General features: G+C 62.9%; 24 protein-coding genes and 1 tRNA gene. 21 read left to right on the forward strand and 4 right to left on the reverse strand.

What is annotated here, in order from left to right:
* The first annotated feature begins 184 nt into the window (after positions 1-184).
* Genes rluC through sppA form a run of 3 tightly spaced genes read left to right on the forward strand, consistent with a single transcriptional unit; the run spans position 185 to position 2818 of the window.
* A complete protein-coding gene (gene rluC, locus ACK56M_RS07880; RefSeq protein ID WP_013971570.1) occupies positions 185-1141 on the forward strand; it encodes a 23S rRNA pseudouridine(955/2504/2580) synthase RluC in 957 nt (318 codons plus the stop codon).
* 3 nt (positions 1142-1144) lie between these two features.
* On the forward strand, positions 1145-1819 hold the full coding sequence (locus ACK56M_RS07885; protein WP_015269406.1) for an HAD family hydrolase: 675 nt from the start codon (positions 1145-1147) through the stop codon (positions 1817-1819).
* Between the two features lie 6 nt (positions 1820-1825).
* A complete protein-coding gene (gene sppA, locus ACK56M_RS07890) occupies positions 1826-2818 on the forward strand; it encodes a signal peptide peptidase SppA (RefSeq protein ID WP_054572818.1) in 993 nt (330 codons plus the stop codon).
* A gap of 74 nt (positions 2819-2892) precedes the next feature.
* Here the strand turns inward: sppA and ACK56M_RS07895 are convergent, their stop codons facing one another.
* Entirely contained in the window at positions 2893-3471 is a 579-nt protein-coding gene (locus ACK56M_RS07895) for a Maf family protein (protein WP_015269408.1), read from the reverse strand.
* Positions 3472-3567: 96 nt separating this feature from the next.
* On the opposite strand from ACK56M_RS07895, the gene ACK56M_RS07900 reads away from it, so the two are divergent.
* The 17 genes from ACK56M_RS07900 to ACK56M_RS07980 all read left to right on the forward strand — a co-directional run bounded on the left by ACK56M_RS07900 (position 3568) and on the right by ACK56M_RS07980 (position 17611).
* A complete protein-coding gene (locus tag ACK56M_RS07900; RefSeq protein ID WP_012313431.1) occupies positions 3568-4095 on the forward strand; it encodes a YceD family protein in 528 nt (175 codons plus the stop codon).
* 13 nt (positions 4096-4108) lie between these two features.
* Positions 4109-4291 (forward strand): 50S ribosomal protein L32, encoded by a 183-nt coding sequence (gene rpmF, locus ACK56M_RS07905; protein WP_003247154.1) that lies wholly within the window; start codon positions 4109-4111, stop codon positions 4289-4291.
* Positions 4292-4294: 3 nt separating this feature from the next.
* Positions 4295-5305, forward strand: coding sequence for a phosphate acyltransferase PlsX (plsX, locus tag ACK56M_RS07910; RefSeq protein WP_075044133.1), 1011 nt, complete (start codon positions 4295-4297; stop codon positions 5303-5305).
* A gap of 252 nt (positions 5306-5557) precedes the next feature.
* Complete coding sequence (gene fabD / locus ACK56M_RS07915; protein ID WP_080604850.1) at positions 5558-6496, forward strand: ACP S-malonyltransferase; 939 nt, start codon at positions 5558-5560, stop codon at positions 6494-6496.
* Positions 6497-6511: 15 nt separating this feature from the next.
* Complete coding sequence (gene fabG / locus ACK56M_RS07920; RefSeq protein WP_003247160.1) at positions 6512-7252, forward strand: 3-oxoacyl-ACP reductase FabG; 741 nt, start codon at positions 6512-6514, stop codon at positions 7250-7252.
* 203 nt (positions 7253-7455) lie between these two features.
* Positions 7456-7692: an acyl carrier protein gene (acpP, locus tag ACK56M_RS07925; RefSeq protein ID WP_013971576.1), complete on the forward strand. Its 237-nt coding sequence runs from the start codon at positions 7456-7458 to the stop codon at positions 7690-7692.
* A gap of 188 nt (positions 7693-7880) precedes the next feature.
* Positions 7881-9125 carry a beta-ketoacyl-ACP synthase II gene (fabF, locus tag ACK56M_RS07930; RefSeq protein WP_015269411.1) on the forward strand — a complete coding sequence of 415 codons (1245 nt, stop codon included), beginning with the start codon at positions 7881-7883 and terminating at the stop codon, positions 9123-9125.
* Positions 9125-9940 carry an aminodeoxychorismate lyase gene (pabC, locus tag ACK56M_RS07935; protein ID WP_096009998.1) on the forward strand — a complete coding sequence of 272 codons (816 nt, stop codon included), beginning with the start codon at positions 9125-9127 and terminating at the stop codon, positions 9938-9940. Before fabF ends, pabC begins: the two co-directional genes overlap by 1 nt.
* 4 nt (positions 9941-9944) lie before the next feature.
* Complete coding sequence (gene mltG / locus ACK56M_RS07940; protein ID WP_015269413.1) at positions 9945-11147, forward strand: endolytic transglycosylase MltG; 1203 nt, start codon at positions 9945-9947, stop codon at positions 11145-11147.
* Positions 11148-11156: 9 nt separating this feature from the next.
* Positions 11157-11789, forward strand: a complete 633-nt coding sequence (tmk, locus tag ACK56M_RS07945; RefSeq protein ID WP_023661450.1) for a dTMP kinase — start codon at positions 11157-11159, stop codon at positions 11787-11789.
* Positions 11782-12768, forward strand: a complete 987-nt coding sequence (locus tag ACK56M_RS07950; RefSeq protein WP_411959355.1) for a DNA polymerase III subunit delta' — start codon at positions 11782-11784, stop codon at positions 12766-12768. The genes tmk and ACK56M_RS07950 overlap by 8 nt, the downstream gene beginning before the upstream one ends.
* Before the next feature lie 30 nt (positions 12769-12798).
* On the forward strand, positions 12799-13581 hold the full coding sequence (locus ACK56M_RS07955) for a TatD family hydrolase (RefSeq protein ID WP_013971582.1): 783 nt from the start codon (positions 12799-12801) through the stop codon (positions 13579-13581).
* Positions 13582-13982: 401 nt separating this feature from the next.
* Positions 13983-14618: a TetR/AcrR family transcriptional regulator gene (locus ACK56M_RS07960; protein WP_003260720.1), complete on the forward strand. Its 636-nt coding sequence runs from the start codon at positions 13983-13985 to the stop codon at positions 14616-14618.
* Positions 14619-14827: 209 nt separating this feature from the next.
* Positions 14828-15796 carry a GTP 3',8-cyclase MoaA gene (locus tag ACK56M_RS07965; protein ID WP_015269416.1) on the forward strand — a complete coding sequence of 323 codons (969 nt, stop codon included), beginning with the start codon at positions 14828-14830 and terminating at the stop codon, positions 15794-15796.
* 66 nt (positions 15797-15862) lie between these two features.
* A complete protein-coding gene (locus tag ACK56M_RS07970; protein ID WP_013971585.1) occupies positions 15863-16468 on the forward strand; it encodes a DUF4823 domain-containing protein in 606 nt (201 codons plus the stop codon).
* Positions 16469-16478: 10 nt separating this feature from the next.
* Positions 16479-17039, forward strand: coding sequence for a DUF1285 domain-containing protein (locus ACK56M_RS07975; protein WP_015269418.1), 561 nt, complete (start codon positions 16479-16481; stop codon positions 17037-17039).
* A 155-nt stretch (positions 17040-17194) separates the two neighbouring features.
* Complete coding sequence (locus ACK56M_RS07980) at positions 17195-17611, forward strand: cupin domain-containing protein (protein ID WP_015269419.1); 417 nt, start codon at positions 17195-17197, stop codon at positions 17609-17611.
* Here the strand turns inward: ACK56M_RS07980 and ACK56M_RS07985 are convergent.
* The 3 genes from ACK56M_RS07985 to ACK56M_RS07995 form a co-directional block, all read right to left on the reverse strand.
* Positions 17584-18870, reverse strand: coding sequence for a cytosine deaminase (locus ACK56M_RS07985; protein ID WP_054572814.1), 1287 nt, complete (start codon positions 18868-18870; stop codon positions 17584-17586). The genes ACK56M_RS07980 and ACK56M_RS07985 overlap by 28 nt on opposite strands.
* Positions 18871-18984: 114 nt before the next feature.
* A tRNA-Asn gene (locus ACK56M_RS07990) sits at positions 18985-19060 on the reverse strand.
* A 62-nt stretch (positions 19061-19122) separates the two neighbouring features.
* Entirely contained in the window at positions 19123-20319 is a 1197-nt protein-coding gene (locus tag ACK56M_RS07995; RefSeq protein WP_015269421.1) for an amino acid aminotransferase, read from the reverse strand.
* A 288-nt stretch (positions 20320-20607) separates the two neighbouring features.
* Here ACK56M_RS07995 and uvrB point away from each other — a divergent pair, with 288 nt between their 5' ends.
* Positions 20608-22623 (forward strand): excinuclease ABC subunit UvrB, encoded by a 2016-nt coding sequence (gene uvrB / locus ACK56M_RS08000; RefSeq protein WP_015269422.1) that lies wholly within the window; start codon positions 20608-20610, stop codon positions 22621-22623.
* Positions 22624-22728: the final 105 nt, after the last annotated feature.

Here is a 22728-nt window from a genome sequence, read left to right on the forward strand (position 1 = left end):
GATTCCAGGCAATTCGGTAAACTGGCGAAAACCCCGTAGGACGGCCTCGCGTCCTGGAGAATTGCGTTGGTCAGGGACCGGCTCGGAGCCTGGTGCCGCTGGCCTGCCGCTTTTGGCGGCGTTCGCGACTATAGCAGCAATGATTAAGTGCTTCAATTCCATAAAAAATTGTTATGATCCCGCCATGACGACCAATACCCCTCCGACTTCCGGCGTTCAGCTGATCGAAGTCGCGCCGGAGCTTGCCGGCCAACGCATCGACAATTTCCTCATCACGGCCCTCAAGGGCGTGCCCAAGACCTTGGTGTACCGCATCCTGCGCAAGGGTGAGGTACGGGTCAACAAGGGGCGCGTCAAGCCGGAGTACAAGATCCAGGCCGGGGACATCGTGCGGGTACCGCCCGTCCGCCTGCCGGAACGTGACGAGCCCGCGCCGGTGGCCCAGGGCCTGTTGCAGCGCCTGGAAGCGGCCATTGTCTACGAAGACAAGGCGCTGATCGTGATGAACAAGCCGGCCGGCATCGCCGTGCATGGCGGTAGCGGCCTGAGCTTCGGCGTGATCGAGGCGCTGCGCCAGTTGCGCCCGGACGCCAAGGAGCTGGAGCTGGTGCACCGCCTGGACCGCGACACCTCCGGACTGTTGATGATCGCCAAGAAGCGCAGCATGCTGCGGCACCTGCACGCCGCATTGCGTGGCGACGGTGTCGACAAGCGCTACATGGCGCTGGTGCGCGGCCACTGGCCGACCTCGAAGAAGCAGGTCAGCGCGCCGTTGCTCAAGAGCAACCTGCGCTCCGGCGAGCGCATGGTCGAGGTGAACGACGAGGGCAAGGAGGCGCTGACCCTGTTCCGCGTGCTGCGCCGCTTCGGCGAGTTCGCCACCATTGTCGAGGCGCGCCCGATCACTGGCCGTACCCACCAGATCCGTGTGCACACCCTGCATGCCGGGCATATGATCGCTGGCGACAGCAAGTACGGTGACGAAGACTTCAGTCGTGAAATTCGCGACTTGGGCGGCAAGCGCCTGTTCCTGCATGCCTATGCGCTGACCGTGCCGCTGCCGGACGGTGGCGAGCTGAAGCTCGAGGCGCCGGTGGATGAAGTCTGGGCGAAAACCGTTGAACGTCTGAGTGCGTCCTGACCTATGAAAAAAGGCTATGAGCTACTGATCTTCGACTGGGATGGCACCCTGGCCGACTCGATCGGGCGTATCGTCGAGGCCATGAACGCCGCCGCCGAGCGTGCCGGTGAGGCGCAAAGCAGCGAGGACGCGGTCAAGGGCATCATCGGCCTGGCCCTGGGCGAGGCGATCCACACCCTGTACCCGCACCTGGCGCCTGCTCAGGTCGAAAGCTTTCGTCAGCACTATGCCGATATCTACATGGCCCTGGACCAGCAGCCCTCGCCGCTGTTCGAGGGTGTGGTCGAGTCGCTGGATGCCTTCCGTGCCGAGGGTTACCGCCTGGCGGTGGCCACCGGCAAGGCGCGTCGCGGGCTGGATCGGGTACTCAAGGCCAATGGCTGGGAGCAGTTCTTCGACATCACTCGCGCCGCCGACGAGACCCGCGGCAAGCCGCACCCGCTGATGCTCGAGGAAATTCTCCGGCATTGCGGTGTCGAAGCAGGGCGTGCGCTGATGGTTGGCGATTCGGCATTCGATCTGCAGATGGCCAGCAATGCCGGCATGCATTCGGTGGCCGTGGGCTATGGTGCCATGTCGCTGCAGGCACTGGCCGAGTTTGGTCCGCAGGTGTGCATCGATCATTTTTCCCAGTTGCGTGAGTGGCTGGGTGGTTCCGCAATTCCATTTCCAAGGTAGGTAAGCATGGCAGACGAATGGAAAGCCCCTGAGGCCGAACCCGACGAGGGGCGCGAAGAGCGCAAGAGCTGGAAGCTGCTGGAAAAGACCCTGCTGGCGGGCGTTCAGGAGCAGCGCCGGGCGCGACGCTGGGGGATCTTCTTCAAGTTGCTGACCTTCGTCTACCTGTTCGGCATCCTGATCCTGTTCACGCCGTTGATGGACATGGACAAGGCAGCGTCGCGCAGTGCCAGCCATACCGCGCTGGTCGAGGTGCGCGGGGTGATTGCCGACCAGGAGCCAGCCAGCGCCGACAATATCGTCAAGAGCCTGCGCGAGGCGTTCAAGGACAGCAAGACCAAGGCTGTGGTGATGCGCATCAACAGCCCGGGAGGCAGCCCGGTGCAGTCGGGTTACGTGTATGACGAAATTCGCCGTCTGCGGGCTGAATATCCGGCCATCAAGCTGTATGCGGTCATCGCCGACCTTGGCGCTTCCGGTGCCTACTACATCGCCAGTGCGGCGGACGAGATCTATGCCGACAAGGCCAGCCTGGTGGGCTCGATTGGTGTGACGGCGGCCGGTTACGGCTTTGTCGGCACCATGGAGAAGCTGGGTGTGGAGCGGCGTACCTACACTGCAGGCGAGCACAAGGCCTTCCTCGATCCGTTCTCGCCGCAGAAGCCGGAAGAGACCGAGTTCTGGCAGGGCGTACTGAATACCACGCACCAGCAGTTCATTGCCATGGTCAAGCAGGGGCGGGGTGAGCGCCTGAAGGACAAGGAGCATCCGGAGCTCTTCAGTGGCCTGGTCTGGTCGGGCGAGCAGGCCAAGGAGCTGGGCCTGGTGGATGGGTTGGGCAGTGCCAGCTATGTGGCGCGCGAGATCGTGGGTGAAAAGGAGTTGGTGGACTTCACCGTGCAGGAATCGGCGCTCGATCGCTTCTCCAAGCGCGTTGGCGCCAGCGTGGCTGAACGCTTGGCGATGTGGATGGGCTTCCAGGGGCCGCAGTTGCGCTGATCCGGGATTGTCGGGGGCGCTTTGCGCCCTTTCACGGGCGTGCCCGCGAAGGGGTGCGGCGCGGCCCCAAAACCTCAGGGAATCACCACCCCTTCCTTGGTCAACATATCCACCAGTCTAATCAACGGCAGTCCGATCAGGCTGGTCGCATCGCACCCGTGCGTGCTCTGGAACAGGCTCACTCCCAGGCCCTCGGCCTTGAAGCTGCCGGCGCAGTCCAGCGGCTGTTCCGCCGCCACATAGCGCTCCACTCGCTCCCGGTCCAGTTCGCGCAGGGTCACGGTAAACGGCACGCAGTCCACCTGGCAGTGCCCGGTGGCGCTGTTCAGCAGCGCCAGCCCGGTCAGGAAGCTCACCTGCTGCCCGCTGCACTCCAGCAGTTGCTCGCAAGCCCGCTCGAAGGTGTGCGGCTTGCCCAGTACCTGCTCGCCCAGCACCGCAACCTGGTCCGAACCAATGATCAGCTGCCCGGGGTGGCTGCCTGCCAGGGCCTCGGCTTTTTGCCTGGCCAGCCGCTGCACCAGCTCCACCGCCGGTTCGTCATCCAGGCGTCGCTCGTCTATATCGGGGCTTGCCCAGGTGAAGGGCAGGCGCAGGCGTGCAAGCAGTTCGCGGCGGTAGGCAGAGCTGGAAGCCAGTAACAGAGGAAGCATGGTAGACTCCTGAATCGGTTGAACAAATTCTATCACGCACGATGCCGCCGAATTTCCTTTGACAGGGGCGGGGGGCATCCCTAGAATGCTGCGCCTATGTTGAATGACCCGATTCCACCTCACGTTGACCCGCGCAAATTAGCCGATCGTGGCGTAACCCTTAACGGTTCGCTGCAGCTCGCTGATTTGGAAAGACTCTGCGACCCGCTTTCCGACAATGTCGGTACGGTGCAGGCGAAGTTCGATTTTGAACGAGATGAACAGCACGTGGTGGTTATCCACAGCGAGCTGGACGTCGAGGTCAAGATGGTTTGCCAGCGTTGTCTTGAGCTGGTCACCCTGCCGATCCACAGCGAATGTACATACGCCGTGGTGAAGGAGGGTGCGAATACCCAGTCGTTGCCGAAAGGCTATGACGTGCTGGAACTGGGCGAAGATCCTTTGGATCTGCAGGCATTGATCGAGGAGGAGCTTCTGCTCGCCTTGCCAATCGTGCCTGCTCATCATCCGGAAGAATGCCAGCAGCCGGCGGGCGCAGACGAGCCCGAATCGAGCAAGGACGAGGTATCGCGGTCCAACCCGTTCAGTGTTTTGGCGCAGTTAAAGCGTGACCCAAACGTTTAGGAGTTAATCAATTATGGCTGTTCAGCAGAACAAAAAATCCCGCTCTGCCCGTGACATGCGCCGTTCGCACGACGCCCTGTCGGAAAACGCGCTGTCGGTAGAGAAAACCACCGGTGAAGTACACCTGCGTCACCACGTTTCGCCAGAAGGCGTATACCGTGGTCGCAAAGTGGTCGACAAGGGCGCTGACGAGTAATCCTTGTCCGCTCAGATCATCGCGATCGACGCAATGGGCGGGGACTTCGGTCCCCGCAGCATTGTCCAGGCTAGCATTGCCTGCCTTTCGGCTACCCCCTCGCTGCACCTGACCCTCGTCGGTCAACCCTCCCTCCTCGAAGATCTTGTCAGCGGCCTTGCGGCTGCGGATCGCGCGCGCCTGCAAATCGTGGCCGCCAGCGAGGTGGTCGGCATGGACGAGCGGCCATCCCAGGCGCTGCGCGGCAAGCCGGACTCGTCGATGCGCATCGCCCTCGAACTGGTGCGCGACGGCAAGGCTCAGGCCTGCGTCAGCGCCGGCAATACCGGGGCGCTGATGGCGCTCTCGCGTTTCGTGCTCAAGACACTGCCAGGTATCGATCGGCCGGCCATGGTGGCGGCGATCCCGACCCAGACCGGTTACTGCCAGTTGCTCGACCTTGGCGCCAACGTCGACTGCAGCGCCGAGAACCTCTACCAGTTCGCCGTGATGGGCTCGGTGGCCGCCCAGGCGCTGGGTGTGCAGCGGCCGCGCGTGGCGCTGCTTAACATCGGTACCGAGGACATCAAGGGCAACCAGCAGGTCAAGCTGGCGGCCAGCCTGTTGCAGAACGCCCGCGGGCTCAACTACATAGGCTTCGTCGAGGGTGACGGGTTGTATCGCGGCGAAGCCGATGTGGTGGTGTGCGACGGGTTCGTCGGCAACATCCTGCTCAAGTCGAGCGAGGGGCTGGCGACGATGATCGGTGCGCGCATAGAGCAGTTGTTCAAGGGTGGCGTATTGTCGCGGGCAGCCGGGGCCGTGGCCATGCCGCTGCTCAAACGCCTGCAGGCCGACCTGGCACCGGCGCGGCACAATGGTGCGAGTTTCCTGGGGTTGCAGGGCATCGTCATCAAGAGCCATGGCTCGGCGGGGGTGCAGGGCTTCCAGAGTGCCATCCAGCGGGCGTTGATCGAGATTCAGGAAAACCTGCCGCAGCGCTTGCATGGGCGGCTGGAAGATTTGCTGTTGTAGCCTGTGCCGGCCTCTTCGCGGGTAAACCCGCTCCCACAGGTGCCCCATAACCTTTAGGTCTGTGGTAACCCTGTGGGAGCGGGTTTACCCGCGAAGAGGCCGGTGCTGAAGGAATAAAGACCTTAGGCATATCGCCGCTGAAGTGCTTAAATGTGACCGCTTGGTCCGCGTCTCCATCCAAGTTTTCAGATTCCGCGTCTGGCTAATGTCCGGCGCACCCTATCCGACGACAAGATCATAAGGGCTTGTTCAATGTCTGCATCTCTCGCATTCGTCTTTCCCGGTCAAGGTTCCCAGTCGCTGGGCATGCTCGCCGAGCTCGGCGCCGAGAAGCCAGTGATCATCGAAACCTTCAAGGAAGCGTCCGAGGCACTCGGTTACGACCTGTGGAAGCTGGTCCAGGAAGGCCCGGAAGAGCAACTCAACCAGACCGACAAGACCCAGCCGGCCATCCTCACCGCGTCCATCGCACTGTGGCGCCTGTGGCTGGAAGAGGGCGGTGCCAGGCCGGCCTTCGTCTCCGGTCACAGCCTGGGTGAATACAGCGCCCTGGTTGCCGCCGGCAGCCTGAGCCTGAAAGATGCCGTGCGCCTGGTCGAGCGCCGGGGCCAGCTGATGCAGGAAGCCGTGCCGGCCGGTCATGGCGCCATGGCCGCCATTCTTGGCCTGGACGACGCCGTGGTCGTGGAAGTCTGCGCCGAAGCGGCCGAAGACCAGGTGGTCAGCGCGGTCAACTTCAACTCGCCAGGCCAGGTGGTTATCGCTGGCAACAAGGCCGCCGTCGATCGCGCCATCGAGCTGTGCAAGGCCAAGGGTGCCAAGCGCGCCCTGCCGCTGGCGGTCAGCGTGCCGTCGCACTGCGCGCTGATGAAGCCGGCTGCCGAGCGCTTTGCCGAGTCGGTCAACGCCATCGAGTGGCACGCCCCGCAAATTCCCGTGGTGCAGAACGTCACCGCTGCCGTTGCCGCTGACCTTAATGCCCTCAAGCACGACCTGCTGGCGCAGCTGTACCAGCCAGTGCGCTGGGTCGAATGCGTGCAGACCCTGGCCGCTAACGGTGCGGTCAACCTGGTCGAGTGCGGCCCGGGCAAGGTCCTGGCCGGCCTGAACAAGCGTTGCGCCGATGGCGTGACCACCTACAACCTCAATACCCCTGACGCCGTCGCCGCCACCCGCGCGGCACTGGCCTGATTTGGAGAAGCTTGCATGAGCCTGCAAGGTAAAGTTGCACTGGTCACCGGCGCCAGCCGTGGCATTGGCCAGGCCATCGCCCTCGAGCTGGGCCGCCAGGGCGCGACCGTGATCGGCACCGCCACCTCGGCCTCCGGCGCCGAGCGCATTGCTGCCACGCTGAAAGAACACGGCATCACCGGTACCGGCATGGAACTGAACGTGACAAGCGCCGAATCGGTTGAAGCTGTGCTGGCCGCCATCGGCGAGCAATTCGGCGCACCGGCCATCCTCGTCAACAACGCCGGTATCACCCGTGACAACCTCATGCTGCGCATGAAGGACGACGAGTGGTTCGACGTGATCGATACCAACCTGAACAGCCTCTACCGTCTGTCCAAGGGCGTGCTGCGTGGCATGACCAAGGCACGTTGGGGCCGTATCATCAGCATCGGCTCGGTCGTCGGTGCCATGGGTAACGCCGGCCAGGCCAACTACGCGGCCGCCAAGGCCGGCCTGGAAGGCTTCAGCCGCGCCCTGGCGCGTGAAGTGGGCTCGCGTGGCATCACCGTCAACTCGGTGACCCCGGGCTTCATCGACACCGACATGACCCGCGAGCTGCCAGAAGCGCAGCGTGAAGCGCTGCAGACCCAGATCCCGCTGGGCCGCCTGGGCCAGGCCGACGAAATTGCCAAGGTTGTTTCGTTCCTGGCATCTGACGGCGCAGCCTACGTAACCGGCGCTACCGTGCCGGTCAACGGCGGGATGTACATGTAACACTGCAACTCAATGTGACGGATTTCGTAAAAAAAGAGTCATACTGCGAGCCTAAAATCCGTTATAAAGCTGCAACCAGATTCCAGGCAGCGGGTGTGGGGGTTGGTGTGAAGGCGTGTTTAGCTTGAAAAGCGAACGTCTTTCTATAAAATTAGCCACCGGCCAGCTGCCTGACATATGTCCATTAGGAGTGAAAACTAGGTATGAGCACCATCGAAGAACGCGTCAAGAAAATCGTCGCCGAGCAACTGGGCGTCAAGGAAGAGGAAGTGACTCTCGAGAAGTCCTTCGTCGATGACCTGGGTGCCGATTCGCTTGACACCGTTGAGCTGGTGATGGCTCTGGAAGAGGAATTCGAGACCGAAATCCCTGACGAAGAAGCCGAGAAGATCACTACCGTTCAAGCTGCCGTAGACTACGTCAAAGCCCACCAGGCCTAAGACGCTGTAGTCGACGCTTCTTGTCGGGAAAAACCGCACTGCCTTTGCCGGCGTGCGGTTTTTTCTTTGCGAGCACCCTGCGTTTTGCAAGTCGGTCTCGTTCACCGGGTATCAAGAGCTTGTTGCCATTTCATTCCATCGCTTGAATGCAATGGCAAGAAACTCTGTCATTAGAAAAGGAGAGTACTGTGTCGCGTAGACGCGTCGTGGTCACCGGTATGGGTATGCTGTCGCCACTGGGTACTGATGTACCGAGCACCTGGCAGGGCATTCTGGCTGGCCGCAGTGGCATCGGTCCGATCGAACACACGGATCTGTCTGCCTACTCCACCCGTTTTGGCGGCTCGGTGAAAGGCTTCGAGGTCGAGCAATACCTGTCGGCCAAAGAGGCCCGCAAGCTCGACCTGTTCATCCAGTACGGCTTGGCGGCCGGGTTCCAGGCAGTGCGTAATGCCGGTCTGGAAGTCACCGACGCCAACCGCCAGCGTATTGGCGTGGCCATGGGCTCGGGTATCGGCGGCCTGACCAATATCGAAGAAACCAGCCGCACCCTGCACGACTCGGGGCCGCGTCGTATTTCGCCTTTCTTCGTGCCAGGCTCGATCATCAACATGATCTCCGGCTTCCTGTCGATCCACCTGGGGCTGCAAGGGCCGAACTACGCCATCGCCACCGCGTGCACCACTGGTACCCACTGCATCGGTATGGCCGCGCGCAACATCGCCTACGGTGAAGCCGACGTGATGATCGCCGGCGGCGCCGAAATGGCTGCCTGCGGCCTGGGCATGGGCGGCTTCGGTGCCTCCCGTGCACTGTCCACTCGCAACGACGAGCCGACCCGGGCCAGCCGCCCGTGGGACAAGGGCCGTGACGGCTTCGTGCTGTCCGACGGTGCCGGTGCCCTGGTGCTCGAAGAGCTGGAGCACGCCAAGGCCCGCGGCGCGACCATCTATGCCGAGCTGGTCGGCTTCGGCATGAGCGGTGACGCCTACCACATGACTTCGCCACCCGACACCGGCGAAGGCGCTGCCCGCTGCATGGCCAACGCCCTGCGTGATGCCGGCATCCAGCCGGAAGAGGTCAGCTACATCAACGCCCATGGCACCTCGACCCCTGCTGGCGACGTGGCCGAAGTGGCGGCGATCAAGCGCGTGTTCGGTGAGCATGCCTACAAGCTGGCGGTCAGCTCGACCAAGTCGATGACCGGCCACCTGCTGGGCGCCGCCGGTGCCGTAGAAGCGATCTTCAGCGTACTGGCAATCAACAGCCAGATGGCTCCGCCCACCATCAACCTGGACGAGCCGGACGAAGGCTGCGACCTCGACTTCGTGCCGCACCAGGCGCGCAGCATGCCGATCGATGTGGTGCTGTCCAACTCGTTCGGCTTTGGCGGTACCAACGGTTCGCTGGTATTCCGCCGGTTCGCCGGTTGATGCAAAGCTGGATCGATGGCCAGCCGGCGGCTGCAGTCAACCTGCAGAACCGCGGCCTGGCCTACGGCGATGGGCTATTCGAGACCATCGCCGTGCGCGACGGCCGGCCCAGCTTGCTGGACGGCCACCTCGCACGCCTGGCGCTGGGTTGCCAGCGCCTGGCGATCAGTACCGACCTGGCGCTGGTACGCGACGAACTCCTGCGCTATGCCAGCCAGCTCGGTGATGGCGTAGCCAAACTCATCCTTACTCGTGGTGACAGCCAGCGCGGTTACGCACCGGTTGCCGGTGCCGCGCCGCGGCGTATTCTGCAGGGCAGCCCGTTGCCCAGCTATCCTGTCGACAATGCCGAGCAGGGCGTGCAACTGTTTCCGTGCCAGACCCGGCTTGGGGAACAACCGCTGCTGGCCGGCCTCAAACACCTCAACCGCCTGGAGCAGGTGCTGGCCCGTGCCGAATGGCAGGACAGCGAACATGCCGAAGGCCTGATGCGTGATGGGCAGGGCAGGGTGATCGAAGGTGTGTACAGCAATCTGTTCCTGGTGCGCGATGGCGTGCTGTTCACGGCTGACCTAAGCCGCTGTGGCGTCGCTGGCGTGATGCGGGGCGCGTTGCTGGAACAGGCAGCGCTGCAGGGCATCCCATTGCAGGTCTGCGACCTGCCGTTCGACGCTCTGGAGCAGGCAGATGAAGTATTTGTCTGCAACAGCGTCTACGGTGTCTGGCCCGTGCGAGGCGTTGCCGAGCTAAACTGGTCGCCGGGCCCGCTCACCCGTAAACTGCAGGCCGTTGCCCGTACGTTACTGGAAACCTGAATTCGTGAGACGTAAATTCCTGCTGCTGCTGGAAATGGGCTTGATCCTCGCCGGCCTTGCCGTGGGCTGGTCGGCCTGGAAGGTCAACTCGGTCCTGGAGCAGCCTCTGCACGTGACGCAGGAGCGCCTGCTGGACGTGCCCAATGGCACCACCCCCAACCGCATGTTCTATCGCATGCAGAACGAAGGGTTGCTCGACGACGCCGTCTGGTTGCGCCTGTACTGGCGTTTCAACATGGCCGGCACCCCTCTGCACACCGGTGAGTATCGCCTGACCCCCGGCATGACCGTGGAGCAGCTGTTCGATGCCTGGCGTCGAGCCGACGTGGTGCAGTACAACCTCACCCTGGTCGAAGGCTGGACCTTCCGCCAGGTGCGCGCGGCCGTGGCCAAGCATGAAAAGATCAAGCACACCCTGGACGGGCTGTCCGATTCGGAAGTGATGGACAAGCTCGGCCATACCGGGGTGTTCCCTGAAGGGCGCTTCTTCCCGGACACCTATCGCTTCGTGCGCGGCATGACCGACGTCGAGTTGCTGCAGCAGGCCTATATGCGCCTGGACGAAGTGTTGGCCAAGGAGTGGGCCGAGCGCACCACCGACCTGCCATACCGCGACCCGTACCAGGCGCTGATCATGGCTTCACTGGTGGAGAAGGAAACCGGCATTCCTCAGGAGCGCGGGCAGATCGCCGGCGTTTTCGTGCGGCGCCTGCGCCTGGGCATGATGCTGCAGACCGACCCTACGGTGATCTACGGCATGGGTGAGCGCTACAACGGCAAGATCACCCGCGCCGACCTGCGCGAGCCGACGCCCTACAACACCTACACCATCACCGGCCTGCCGCCGACCCCGATCGCCATGGTCGGTCGCGAAGCGATTCACGCGGCGCTCAACCCGTCCGATGGCACCAGCCTGTACTTCGTCGCCCGTGGCGATGGCAGCCATGTGTTTTCCGACGACCTCGACGACCACAACTCGGCGGTGCGCGAGTTCCAGCTCAAGCGCCGTGCGGACTACCGCTCCAGCCCCGCGCCGCAATCGCAGCCAGAGCAACAGACGCAACCAGGTGCCGACGAGGCCGAACAACCCGAAGCCCCTGCCGACGAGTCTACCGTGCAGCCAGCGCCCGACCAGCCGCCTGTGCAGGACGCCCCAGCCGGCGGCGCGCAAGCGGCCGAACGGCCGATGTCTGACGAACAACATTAAGGACTGCCTGTGAGCGGCTTGTTTATTACTTTGGAAGGCCCCGAAGGCGCGGGCAAGAGCACCAACCGCGACTACCTGGCTGCGCGCCTGTGCGAGCAGGGCCTGGACGTAGTGCTGACCCGTGAGCCCGGCGGCACGCCGCTGGCCGAAAAGGTGCGTGAGCTGCTGCTGGCGCCCAGCGATGAAAGCATGGCGGCCGACACCGAACTGTTGCTGGTGTTCGCTGCGCGTGCCCAGCACCTGGCGCAGGTGATCCGGCCGGCGCTGGCCCGCGGGGCCGTAGTCTTGTGTGACAGGTTTACCGATGCGACATACGCCTACCAGGGCGGCGGGCGTGGTTTGCCAGTCGAGCGTATCGCCATCCTGGAGCAATTCGTCCAGGGCGACCTGCGCCCGGATCTGACTCTGGTCTTCGATCTGCCAGTCGAAGTGGGCCTGGCCCGCGCCGCCGCCCGCGGCCGCCTGGACCGTTTCGAGCAGGAAGGCCAGGCGTTCTTCGAAGCAGTGCGCCAGGCCTACCTGCAGCGCGCCGGTCGCGAACCACAGCGCTATACCCTGCTTGATGCCGCCCAGCCTCTGGAGGCGGTGCAGCGCTCCATTGATGCGTTGCTACCAGGCATCGTGGAGCGTTGCCGTGGCTGAGGCCTATCCCTGGCAGCAGGCCCTCTGGCAGCAACTGGCCGGCCGCAGCCAGCACGCTCACGCCTACCTGCTGCATGGGCCGCAGGGTATCGGCAAGCGGGCCTTGGCCGAGCGCCTGATGGCCCGCCTGCTGTGCCAGCAGCCCCAGGGCCTGGAGGCCTGTGGCGCGTGCAAGTCCTGTCTGCTGCTCAAGGCCGGCAGCCACCCGGACAACTTCGTACTTGAGCCCGAAGAAGCTGACAAGCCTATCAAGGTAGATCAGGTACGCGAGCTGGTGGCCTTCGTGGTGCAGACCGCGCAGCTGGGTGGGCGCAAGGTGGTACTGATCGAGCCAGTGGAGGCGATGAACGTCAACGCCTCCAACGCCTTGCTCAAGAGCCTCGAAGAACCCTCCGGTGATACCGTGTTGCTGCTGGTCACCCACCAGCCCAGCCGTCTGTTGCCGACCATCAAGAGCCGTTGCCAGCAGGTCGCCTGCCCGCAGCCCAGCCTGGCCCAGAGCCAAGCCTGGCTGGGCGGCGCGCTGCCCGACAGTGATGAGACCGAGCGCGACGAGTTGCTGACCCTGGCTGCCGGTTCGCCGCTGATGGCGGTCAGCTTGCAGGCGCAAGGCGTGCGAGAGCAGCGTGCGCTGGTCACCGACGGGGTGAAGAAGCTGCTCAAGCAGCAGCAATCGCCCAGCCAGCTGGCCGATGCCTGGAACGGTGTACCGCTGCTGCTGCTGTTCGACTGGTTCTGCGATTGGGCGCACCTGATCCTGCGCTACCAATTGACCCAGGACGAGGAAGGGCTAGGCTTGGCCGATATGCGCAAGGTGGTGCAGTACCTGGCGCAGAAGAGCCGCCAGGCCAAGGTGCTGGAGGTGGAGGCATGGATCCTGGAACAGCGCCAGAAGGTGCTGGGCAAGGCCAACCTCAACCGCGCCCTGCTGCTTGAATCGCTGCTGGCCCATTGGCTGCAGTTGCCGGGCGCCCGCTGATTTTCATTTTTTCATGTGTGTCGTTATCCCATGCTCGTAGATTCCCATTGCCACCTCGACCGTCTGGACCTGAGCGCCCACCAGGGCTCCCTCGATGCTGCCCTGCAGGCGGCGCGTGAGCGCGGGGTCGGGCATTTCCTGTGTATTGGCGTCAGTGCCGAGAATGCTGGTGCGGTGAAGGCGCTGAGCGAGCGTTACGCCGATGTCGATTGCTCGGTGGGCGTGCACCCGCTGGACCTGGCGCCGGGCGAAACGCCGGCGCTGGAATGGCTGCTGCGCGAACTGGCTCACCCACATGTGGTGGCGATTGGAGAAACCGGGCTGGATTACCACTACGAGCCGGAAGCAGCCGAGTTGCAGCAAGCCTCGTTCCGCCTGCACCTGGAGGCCTCGCGGCAGACCGGCAAACCGGTGATCGTGCATACCCGTGCGGCGCGTGCCGATACCCTGGCACTGCTGCGCGAGGCCAATCTGCCGCAGGCCGGCGTGCTGCACTGCTTCACCGAAGACTGGGACATGGCCAAGGCGGCGCTGGACCTGGGGTATTACATTTCGTTGTCTGGCATCGTTACCTTCCGCAATGCCGATGCCCTGCGTGAAGTGGCGCGGCAGGTGCCGGTCGATCGTTTGCTGGTGGAAACGGATTCGCCGTACCTGGCGCCGATTCCGTATCGCGGCAAGCCGAATTTGCCGCAGTATGTGCGTGAGGTGGCGGAGTACGTGGCTTCGTTGCGCGGGGCCAGTTATGAGCAGTTGGCCGAACAGACCACTGCCAACTTCAAGCGTTTGTTCCCGTTGGCGCGGGTGGCCTGACTCGAAGGGTTGCGGGTGAGGGCACCTAGCAGCCCACACGTAATCCCAAAAATGCCCCCAACGCCCCCCCTCGAAACACCCAAAAAAAACCCGGGTTCTGGGGGGGGAATCCGGGTTAAGACCATTAGGAGTAAAACAAAGGTACGCGGTCCCTGAGCACCTTTATCGGCGCGCCACTTGGGGGGGATGCGCCGCGCCAACACTTCAAGTATTAGTCAGCTTTGGCGCAGTGCCAGTGCATATTGATCGATTTTTAAACAAATTTGGAATACGCCCACGTTTCATTCCTCCCGCAGCGCATGGCCATAAGCATCGTGAAACACAGACATGCTTGGATGATCCGTGCAATTTCTTGCAAGTTAGGCATAATAAACCGCTTCGATTGTCATCCAGTCCTTCCTATGCAGAAAGAACCTCGTAAGGTCCGTGAGTTTCGCCGTCGCGAACAGGAAATCCTCGACACCGCGCTCAAGCTTTTTCTCGAACAGGGAGAAGACAGCGTCACCGTCGAGATGATCGCCGACGCCGTGGGCATCGGCAAAGGCACGATCTACAAGCACTTCAAGTCCAAGGCGGAGATCTACCTGCGCCTGATGCTCGACTACGAGCGCGACCTGAACGCGCTGTTGCATTCGGCCGACGTCGATCGCGACAAGGAAGCCCTGTCGCGAGCCTACTTCGAGTTCCGCATGCGCGATCCGCAGCGTTACCGGCTGTTCGACCGCCTGGAAGAAAAGGTGGTCAAGGGCAACCAGGTACCGGAAATGGTCGAACAGCTGCACAGCATCCGTGCCTCCAACTTCGACCGCCTGACCCAGCTGATCAAGGGCCGTATCAGCGAAGGCAAGCTCGAAGACGTGCCGCCGTATTTCCACTATTGCGCCGCCTGGGCGCTGGTGCACGGCGCCGTGGCGCTTTACCACTCGCCGTTCTGGAGCAATGTGCTGGAGGACCAGGAAGGCTTCTTCCAGTTCCTGATGGACATTGGCGTGCGCATGGGCAACAAGCGCAAGCGCGACCCGGAACCTTCGAACTGAAGCATCCGCGTTCAGGCAATACGCAGTACCTGTAGGAGCAGCCTTGTGCTGCGAAAGGGCCGGTACAGCCAGCACACATCTGCATGGCTGTACTGGCCCTTTCGCAGCACAAGGCTGCTCTTACCTATTTCGGCGATGTGCAGGGCTTGCAAAAACCTGATTTATGAGTCAGGTTTTGCCAGCCCCCATCATCCATGCCGGAGTCATTCATGATCGTCGATCGTCAAGGCAGGCGTTTTCGCAACCTGCGCGTCAGCCTGACGGCTGCCTGTAACTATGCCTGCACCTACTGCGTGCCAGACGGCAAGCGCCTGGTGGCAGCACAGGACGAACTGTCGGCGGAGGCCCTGGCTCGTGGCGTGGCCTACCTGATCGAAGCCGCCGGCATCGAACGCTTGCGCATCACCGGCGGTGAGCCATTGGTCAGTCCGCGCCTGGATGCTTTCCTGGCCGCCGTGGCCAAGCTCGACCTTGACGATATCTCGATGACTACCAATGGCCAGTTGCTGGCGCGCAAGTTGCCCCAGTTGCAGGCGGCAGGTATCCGCCGATTGAACGTTTCCCTCGACACCCTCGACCCTCAGGCGTTCCGCCGTATTGCCCGGGGCGGCGACTTGGCCAGCGTGCTGGCGGGCATGGAGCGGGCCAGCGCCATGGGCATGCAGATCAAGGTGAACATGGTGCCGATGCGCGGGCACAACCTCGATCAGGTGCTGCCGCTGCTGGATTATTGCCTTGAGCGCGGCTTCGAACTGCGCTTCATCGAGCTCATGCGCATGGGCCACCTGGCCCGTGACCAAAACGTCTTCCTGCAGCAGTTCGTCGGCCTCGACCAACTGCTCGCACTGATTGCTGGCAAGCATGCCTACGTTCAGGTCGATGCGCCGCTGGACGCCACTGCCTTGCGTTATCAGGTGCCCGGCAGAGGCCACTTCGGCGTGATCGCCAACGAAAGCGTACCATTCTGCCGCACCTGCTCGCGGCTGCGCCTGTCCTCCACGGGCTGGCTGCATGGCTGCCTGTCGTCGGGCAATCGCCATTTCGTCGGCGACCTTCTGGAAAAACCGCGCCATCAGGCGCTGCCGGCGCTGCAGCGCTTGCTGGTAAAGGCCTTGGCAGACAAACAGGACCTGGCGTTTTCCGGCGATGTGATGGTGATGAAGGTGATTGGCGGCTGAAGCTGGCGCAAAAGCTGCATCCGCCAGCTATTCGCCGGTTTTTCGTCGCCGGCCACTGGAGGAAAGATGCGTAGCCTGGTTTTGCTGCTGGCGCTGATGGCGTTGGGCGGTTGCATGAATGTCAGCGATATGGGCGAGGGCGTCCGTTACCACATGAGCGATGCCGGTCTGCTGGACCACAGCGATACCCGTCGCACCCTGTCGATCCGCCTGCAGCCCGATTCGTTCATCTTCATCGGCCAGGGCGCGTTCGTGCCTCCGGGCAAGGGACCGGTGCCGCGGCAGAACGCGGTGGCCGAGCAGGCCTACAAGAGCTTCGTCGAATATTTCCCGCTGGTACGGCGTGCCCAAGGGCCATTGGGCTTGGAAGAGGCCATCGCCCAGGCCCGTTCGGTGGGTGCCGACTACGTGCTGTACACCCGCTTCGCGCGCACCGACGACCGCATCGGCAATGGCGACGAGTGGTATGACGAACAAGCGGTCGACCGCCTGGGCTGGGACACCGGCGTGGTGCAGATGATGCTCATCGAAACCAGTACCCGCTACCTGATCGACACTGCACGTATCAAGAGCCGTGGCGGTTTGTTGACGTTCCACGATAAAACCCCGGAGGATTTGCTTGGCGCGCCGATGCGCGAGTACGCTCGTAGCCTTCTGGGTGTGAGTGAATGAGGCAAGCGTGATGAGCGATTCCGGCAAGGCCAATGATCTTCTGGCGCAGATTCCCAAGGCCAAGGGCCTGCCGCCGGTACATCTGTGGAACCCGGACTTCTGCGGTGACATCGACATGCGCATCGCCCGTGATGGCACCTGGTATTACCTGGGTACGCCGATCGGTCGCAAGCCGATGGTGCGGCTGTTTTCCACCATCATCCGCCGCGATGGCGATGACTACTTCCTGATTACCCCGGTAGAGAAGGTGGGCATCCGCGTCGACGATGCGCCGTTCGTGGCCGTGGCGCTTGACGTGGAAGGTGAGGGTGAGCAGCAGGTGCTGCACTTCACCAGCAATGTCGAGGACCAGGTCGAAGCCGGGCCGGCCAACCCGCTGCGCGTGGTGATCGACGCTGTCACGCAGGAGCCATCGCCGTATGTGCTGATACGCAGCAACCTCGAGGCGCTGATTAATCGCAATGTGTTCTACCAGTTGGTAGAGCTGGCGGTGCCGCGCGAGATCGACGGGGAAGAGTGGCTTGGGGTCTGGAGCCACGGTGAGTTTTATCCGATCGGACGTAGCAGCTGAGATATCTGGTGCCTGCACCGGCTTCCTCGCGGGCTTGCCCGCGAAGAGGTCGGCACAGGCAATGATCGGCCTCTTGGTTTTTCCCCGAATTGGTCATTTGTCTCTCTGCCCCACAGGCCTAACCTGCAGGCAATTGCCATCCAGGAGAAGCCCCCATGAAACCGTTTAGCATCATCCTTTTCGCCCTGCTCGCCGCTCAAACCCCTGCCTGGGCGCACGGCGATGCTGCCGACCAGGTCAAGGTGCTGCAGCAGCAACAACCCTCGAACGCCCCCGGCAAGAGCGCCGTGATGCTCACCGTCAGCTACGCCCCCGGCCAGGCATCACCTGCGCATCAGCACCCGGGCGCAGTGATGGCCTACGTGCTGGAAGGGGCAGTGGTATCGAAGCTCGATAACGAGCCGGAGAAAACCTACAAGGCCGGTGAATACTGGTACGAAGCCCCGGGTACCGTGCACAGCGTGTCACGCAACGCCAGTCAGAAGCAGTCAGCCAGGTTGCTGGTCTGGAGCCTGGTGGATGAAGGCAGTGCGGTCACATTGCCCTATCCGGCAGCAGGCTCGGAGCGCTGAGCCTGCCCCAGCCGGGTTGTAACTTCCTGCATCAGGTTCGGGTCCAGTACCTGGCAAGGCGCAACCTGCACGTTGCTCGTGTAGAACGGCGGCAGATTTTGCGCCAGTCGAGCAACATCCTTGGCAGTGCAGCCTGTTGGCAGCAATACATATTGCAGGCTTGAGGGGAAGGACGGCGCGGTGTGCCGTTCCATGGTGGAGCCATACGCGCCAAGGGTCATGACCGCCTCGCTGTCGGCCGGGTCCGGAAAACGGAGCAGGACGAATGTGCAGAAACGGGGGTGGGTGAGATGCTGGTGTGCTTCGTGGCGGACCTGTGGGTCGTCATGGTTCATCAGGTTCCAGCGCAACGCGGCGTAGCTGCGAGTGGTCTCCATGAATGCAGTGCGAATGGGGGAGCGCGTTTCGTCACCGCTCAGGCAGGCCAGCAGATTGCCGAATGGGTCCAGCAAGGCTACGGCATTGCACGTATCTGCCGCGAGCGCTGTGTCGACCAATGGCTCGGCCAGTTCGATGCCGGGCAGCCGAGGGTCTGCACTTTTGCTGCGCAGGCTCCATGGGCTCAAGCCCGCCAGGGCCTGGCGTACCAGGCTCCGGCTGGGTAGGGTGATCGGGTCCTTCAGGGCAGATGGCGGGAGGCCGGCGTTGCTGCTTTCGTCGTGCACATGGTTCACGCTGGCCTCGAACAACGAACGGGTAAGGCACATCGTTGCGGCGTCGATGCGTTCGCCAGCGTAGACCGGCCCTTGCGGCGGCCCGACATAGTCGCGATCAAAAGGGCTGCCGACAGCATAGTAGCCCCACGTGGCTTGCGCGCGCAGACGAAGTGCGGCCGGCAGGCCGGGGAATTCGAAACGGCCGTCATGATTGACGCCGGCAAAGGTGTCGAGCGCACTTACGGCAACATTGAAGCCGGCAGTCAGCAAGGCGCCTGCGCACATGGCGCAGGGGTCGAGCGTGGTGATGACGGTCAGTTCATGCGTGGGGGGGAGGGCAAGGCGCTGCTGGTTGTCGAAATACCAGTCGACCAGCCGGCGCTCACCATGCCCCGTTGGGTCGCGGAGCCTGAATGCGGGTTGCGCCTGGCTGGCAGAGGGCTCCAGCACGCGGTTGTGCAGGGCGATCAGTACCTTTCCAGTGGCATTTTCGATGATGCAGCCACCCACGGCGAACGTTGCTTGTCGGCTTGCCAGGAGGGCCTGGTTGGCGGCGATTGCTACCGCTTGCTGAGCGTTCTGGGTGAAATCGTTGGCTTTCATGCTTGCCTGTGCTCGTCGAGGGATCTCGGACGATACAGCAGCCGTGCGCTGGCATGAGGGGATAAGTGCAACAAAAAACCTCCAGTGCTTGCGCATCTGGAGGTTTTCAATGTTTGGCTCCGCGACCTGGACTCGAACCAGGGACCCAATGATTAACAGTCATTTGCTCTACCGACTGAGCTATCGCGGAATCTGTGCGTATCTTACTGATTGCCCAGGGGAAGTCAAGCCACCCCTAGGCAAAACAATGAGTTACAGTACCTGCACGATAGCTTTGGTCACTACGTGGATGTTGCTCTTGTTCAGCGCGGCCACGGCGATGCGGCCGGTGTCCAGCGCATAGATGCCGAACTCGTTCTTCAGGCGGGCGACCTGTTCGACGGTCAGGCCCGAGTACGAGAACATGCCAACCTGGCGGCCAACGAAGCTGAAGTCGCGGTTGGCGCCATATTCGGCCAGCAGCGAAACCATCTGCTTGCGCATGCCGTGGATGCGCTCGCGCATTTCGGCCAGCTCGGTTTCCCACATCTGGCGCAGTTCGGCGCTGTTCAGCACGGTGGCAACGATGGTTGCACCGTGGGTCGGCGGGTTGGAGTAGGTGGTGCGGATCACGCGCTTGACCTGCGACAGCACGCGGGTGCTCTCGTCCTTGGAGGCGGTGACGATCGACAGCGCACCGACGCGCTCGCCGTACAGCGAGAACGACTTGGAGAACGAGCTGGACACGAAGAACTCCAGGCCCGACTCGGCGAACAGGCGCACGGCGAAGGCGTCTTCGGCGATGCCGTCACCGAAGCCCTGGTAGGCCATGTCGAGGAACGGCACGTGGCCCTTGGCCTTGACCACTTCCAGGACGTTCTTCCAGTCGTCCAGGCTCAGGTCGACGCCAGTCGGGTTGTGGCAGCAGGCGTGCAGCACCACGATCGAGCCGGACGGCAGGTTGTTCAGGTCTTCGAGCATGCCGGCGCGGTTGACGTCGTTGGTCGGCGCGTCGTAGTAGCGGTAGTTCTGCACCGGGAAGCCGGCCGATTCGAACAGCGCACGGTGGTTTTCCCAGCTCGGGTCGCTGATGGCAACCACGGCGTTCGGCGACACACGCTTGAGGAAGTCGGCGCCAATCTTCAGTGCGCCGGTACCGCCGACGGCCTGCACGGTAACCACGCGGCCGGCGGCCAGCAGTGGCGACTCGGCGCCGAACAGCAGCTTTTGTACAGCCTGGTCGTAGGTGGCGATACCGTCGATCGGCAGGTAGCCGCGCGAGGCGTGCTGGGCGGCACGCTGGGTCTCGGCTTCGATCACGGCGCGCAGCAGCGGAATTCGGCCTTCCTCATTGCAATATACGCCCACGCCCAGGTTGACCTTGTCGGTACGTGGGTCGGCGTTGAATGCTTCGTTGAGGCCCAGAATAGGGTCGCGGGGTGCCAGCTCGACAGCGGAAAACAGGCTCATTGTTACCTTGGCTCTGATTGGAGTGTGATAGGACGTACACGCTCCAGCCCGAATGCACTGAAGCGGTGCACAAACGGGGAGTCAGTATAGTGATACCGACCGGTCACCGCGACAGTCCGGCATCGCTTTTCAGGTCATTTGCGCAAATATTTTTCGACCATTGGTCTAATTGCCGGGTCCACTGCAACAAGCGCTCACAGCTGTGCCTTGAAAGCGCCCCCCTGCGGGCGCATTTGGGTATAGACTACTGGCTAAATTTACAGTTGCTGCAACACCGCGAGGTCTGTCATGTCCGAGTTCCAGCTCGTCACCCGTTTCCAGCCGGCCGGCGACCAGCCCGAGGCCATCCGCCAGATGGTCGAAGGTATCGAGGCGGGGCTGTCGCACCAGACGCTGCTCGGGGTGACTGGCTCGGGCAAGACCTTCAGCATCGCCAACGTCATTCAGCAGGTGCAGCGGCCTACCCTGGTGCTTGCGCCGAACAAGACCCTGGCCGCGCAGCTTTATGGCGAATTCAAGGCATTCTTCCCCAACAATGCGGTGGAGTACTTCGTTTCCTACTACGACTACTACCAGCCTGAAGCCTACGTACCGTCGTCCGACACCTTCATCGAGAAGGACGCTTCGATCAACGACCACATCGAGCAGATGCGCCTGTCGGCGACCAAGGCGCTGCTGGAGCGGCGTGACGCGATCATCGTCACCACCGTGTCGTGCATCTACGGCCTGGGCAGCCCCGAGACCTACCTGAAAATGGTCCTGCACGTGGACCGTGGCGACAAGCTCGACCAGCGCGCGTTGCTGCGCCGCCTGGCCGACCTGCAATACACCCGCAACGAGATGGACTTCGCCCGCGCCACCTTCCGCGTGCGCGGCGATGTGATCGACATCTTCCCGGCCGAATCGGACCTCGAGGCCATCCGCATCGAACTGTTCGATGACGAGGTGGAGAACATCGCCGCCTTCGACCCGCTGACCGGCGAGGTCTTCCGCAAGCTGCCGCGTTTCACCTTCTACCCCAAGAGCCACTACGTCACCCCGCGGGAAACCCTGCTGGAGGCGGTGGAAGGCATCAAGGAAGAGCTCAAGGACCGCCTGGAATACCTGCAGAAGGCCAACAAGCTGGTCGAGGCCCAGCGCCTGGAGCAACGCACCCGCTTCGATCTGGAGATGATCCTGGAGCTGGGCTACTGCAACGGCATCGAGAACTACTCGCGCTACCTGTCCGGGCGCCCGGCCGGGGCGCCGCCGCCCACCCTGTACGACTACCTGCCGCCCGATGCGCTGCTGGTGATCGACGAATCCCACGTCAGCGTTCCGCAGGTCGGCGCCATGTACAAGGGCGACCGCTCGCGCAAGGAAACCCTGGTCGAGTACGGCTTCCGCCTGCCTTCGGCGCTGGACAACCGGCCGATGCGTTTCGACGAGTGGGAGGACGTCAGCCCGCAGACCATCTTCGTATCCGCCACCCCGGGCCCCTATGAGGCCGAGCACGCCGGGCGCGTGGTAGAGCAGGTGGTGCGCCCCACCGGCCTGGTCGACCCTCAGGTGGAAGTACGCCCGGCGCTTACCCAGGTGGATGACCTGCTGTCGGAAATCCGCAAGCGCGTGGCACAGGGTGAGCGGGTGCTGGCCACCACGCTGACCAAGCGCATGGCCGAAGACCTCACCGACTACCTGGCCGACCACGACGTGCGGGTGCGTTACCTGCACTCGGACATCGACACCGTCGAGCGGGTGGAGATCATCCGCGACCTGCGCCTGGGTACCTTCGACGTGCTGGTGGGCATCAACCTGCTGCGTGAGGGCCTGGACATGCCCGAGGTGTCGCTGGTGGCGATCCTCGATGCCGACAAGGAAGGTTTCCTGCGCTCCGAGCGCTCACTGATCCAGACCATCGGCCGTGCTGCGCGTAACCTCAATGGTCGGGCCATCCTGTATGCCGACAACATCACCGGTTCCATGCAGCGCGCCATCGACGAAACCGAGCGTCGTCGCGAGAAGCAGATCGCATTCAACCAGGCCAATGGCATCGTGCCCAAAGGTGTGGTCAAGGACATCACCGATATCATGGAAGGCGCCACCGTGCCCGGCGCGCGCAGCAAGAAGCGCAAGGGCATGGCCAAGGCAGCGGAGGAGAGCGCCCGTTACGAGGCCGAGCTGCGCACGCCGGGCGAGATCACCAAACGCATCAAGCAACTGGAAGAGAAGATGATGCAGTTCGCCCGCGACCTGGAGTTCGAGGCCGCGGCGCAATTGCGCGACGAGATTGCCCAGCTGCGCGAGCGGTTGATTACCAGCTGAAGCCTGGCGCGGGCCTTGTGGGAGCGGGCGTGCCCGCGAAGAATTCAACGCGGTGGCTGGCACCGGCTGCGCCGGTGTTCGCGGGCACGCCCGCTCCCACAGGGA

The sequence above is a fragment of the Pseudomonas sp. s4 genome, from assembly GCF_046764235.1.
Lineage (GTDB): Bacteria > Pseudomonadota > Gammaproteobacteria > Pseudomonadales > Pseudomonadaceae > Aquipseudomonas > Aquipseudomonas asiatica.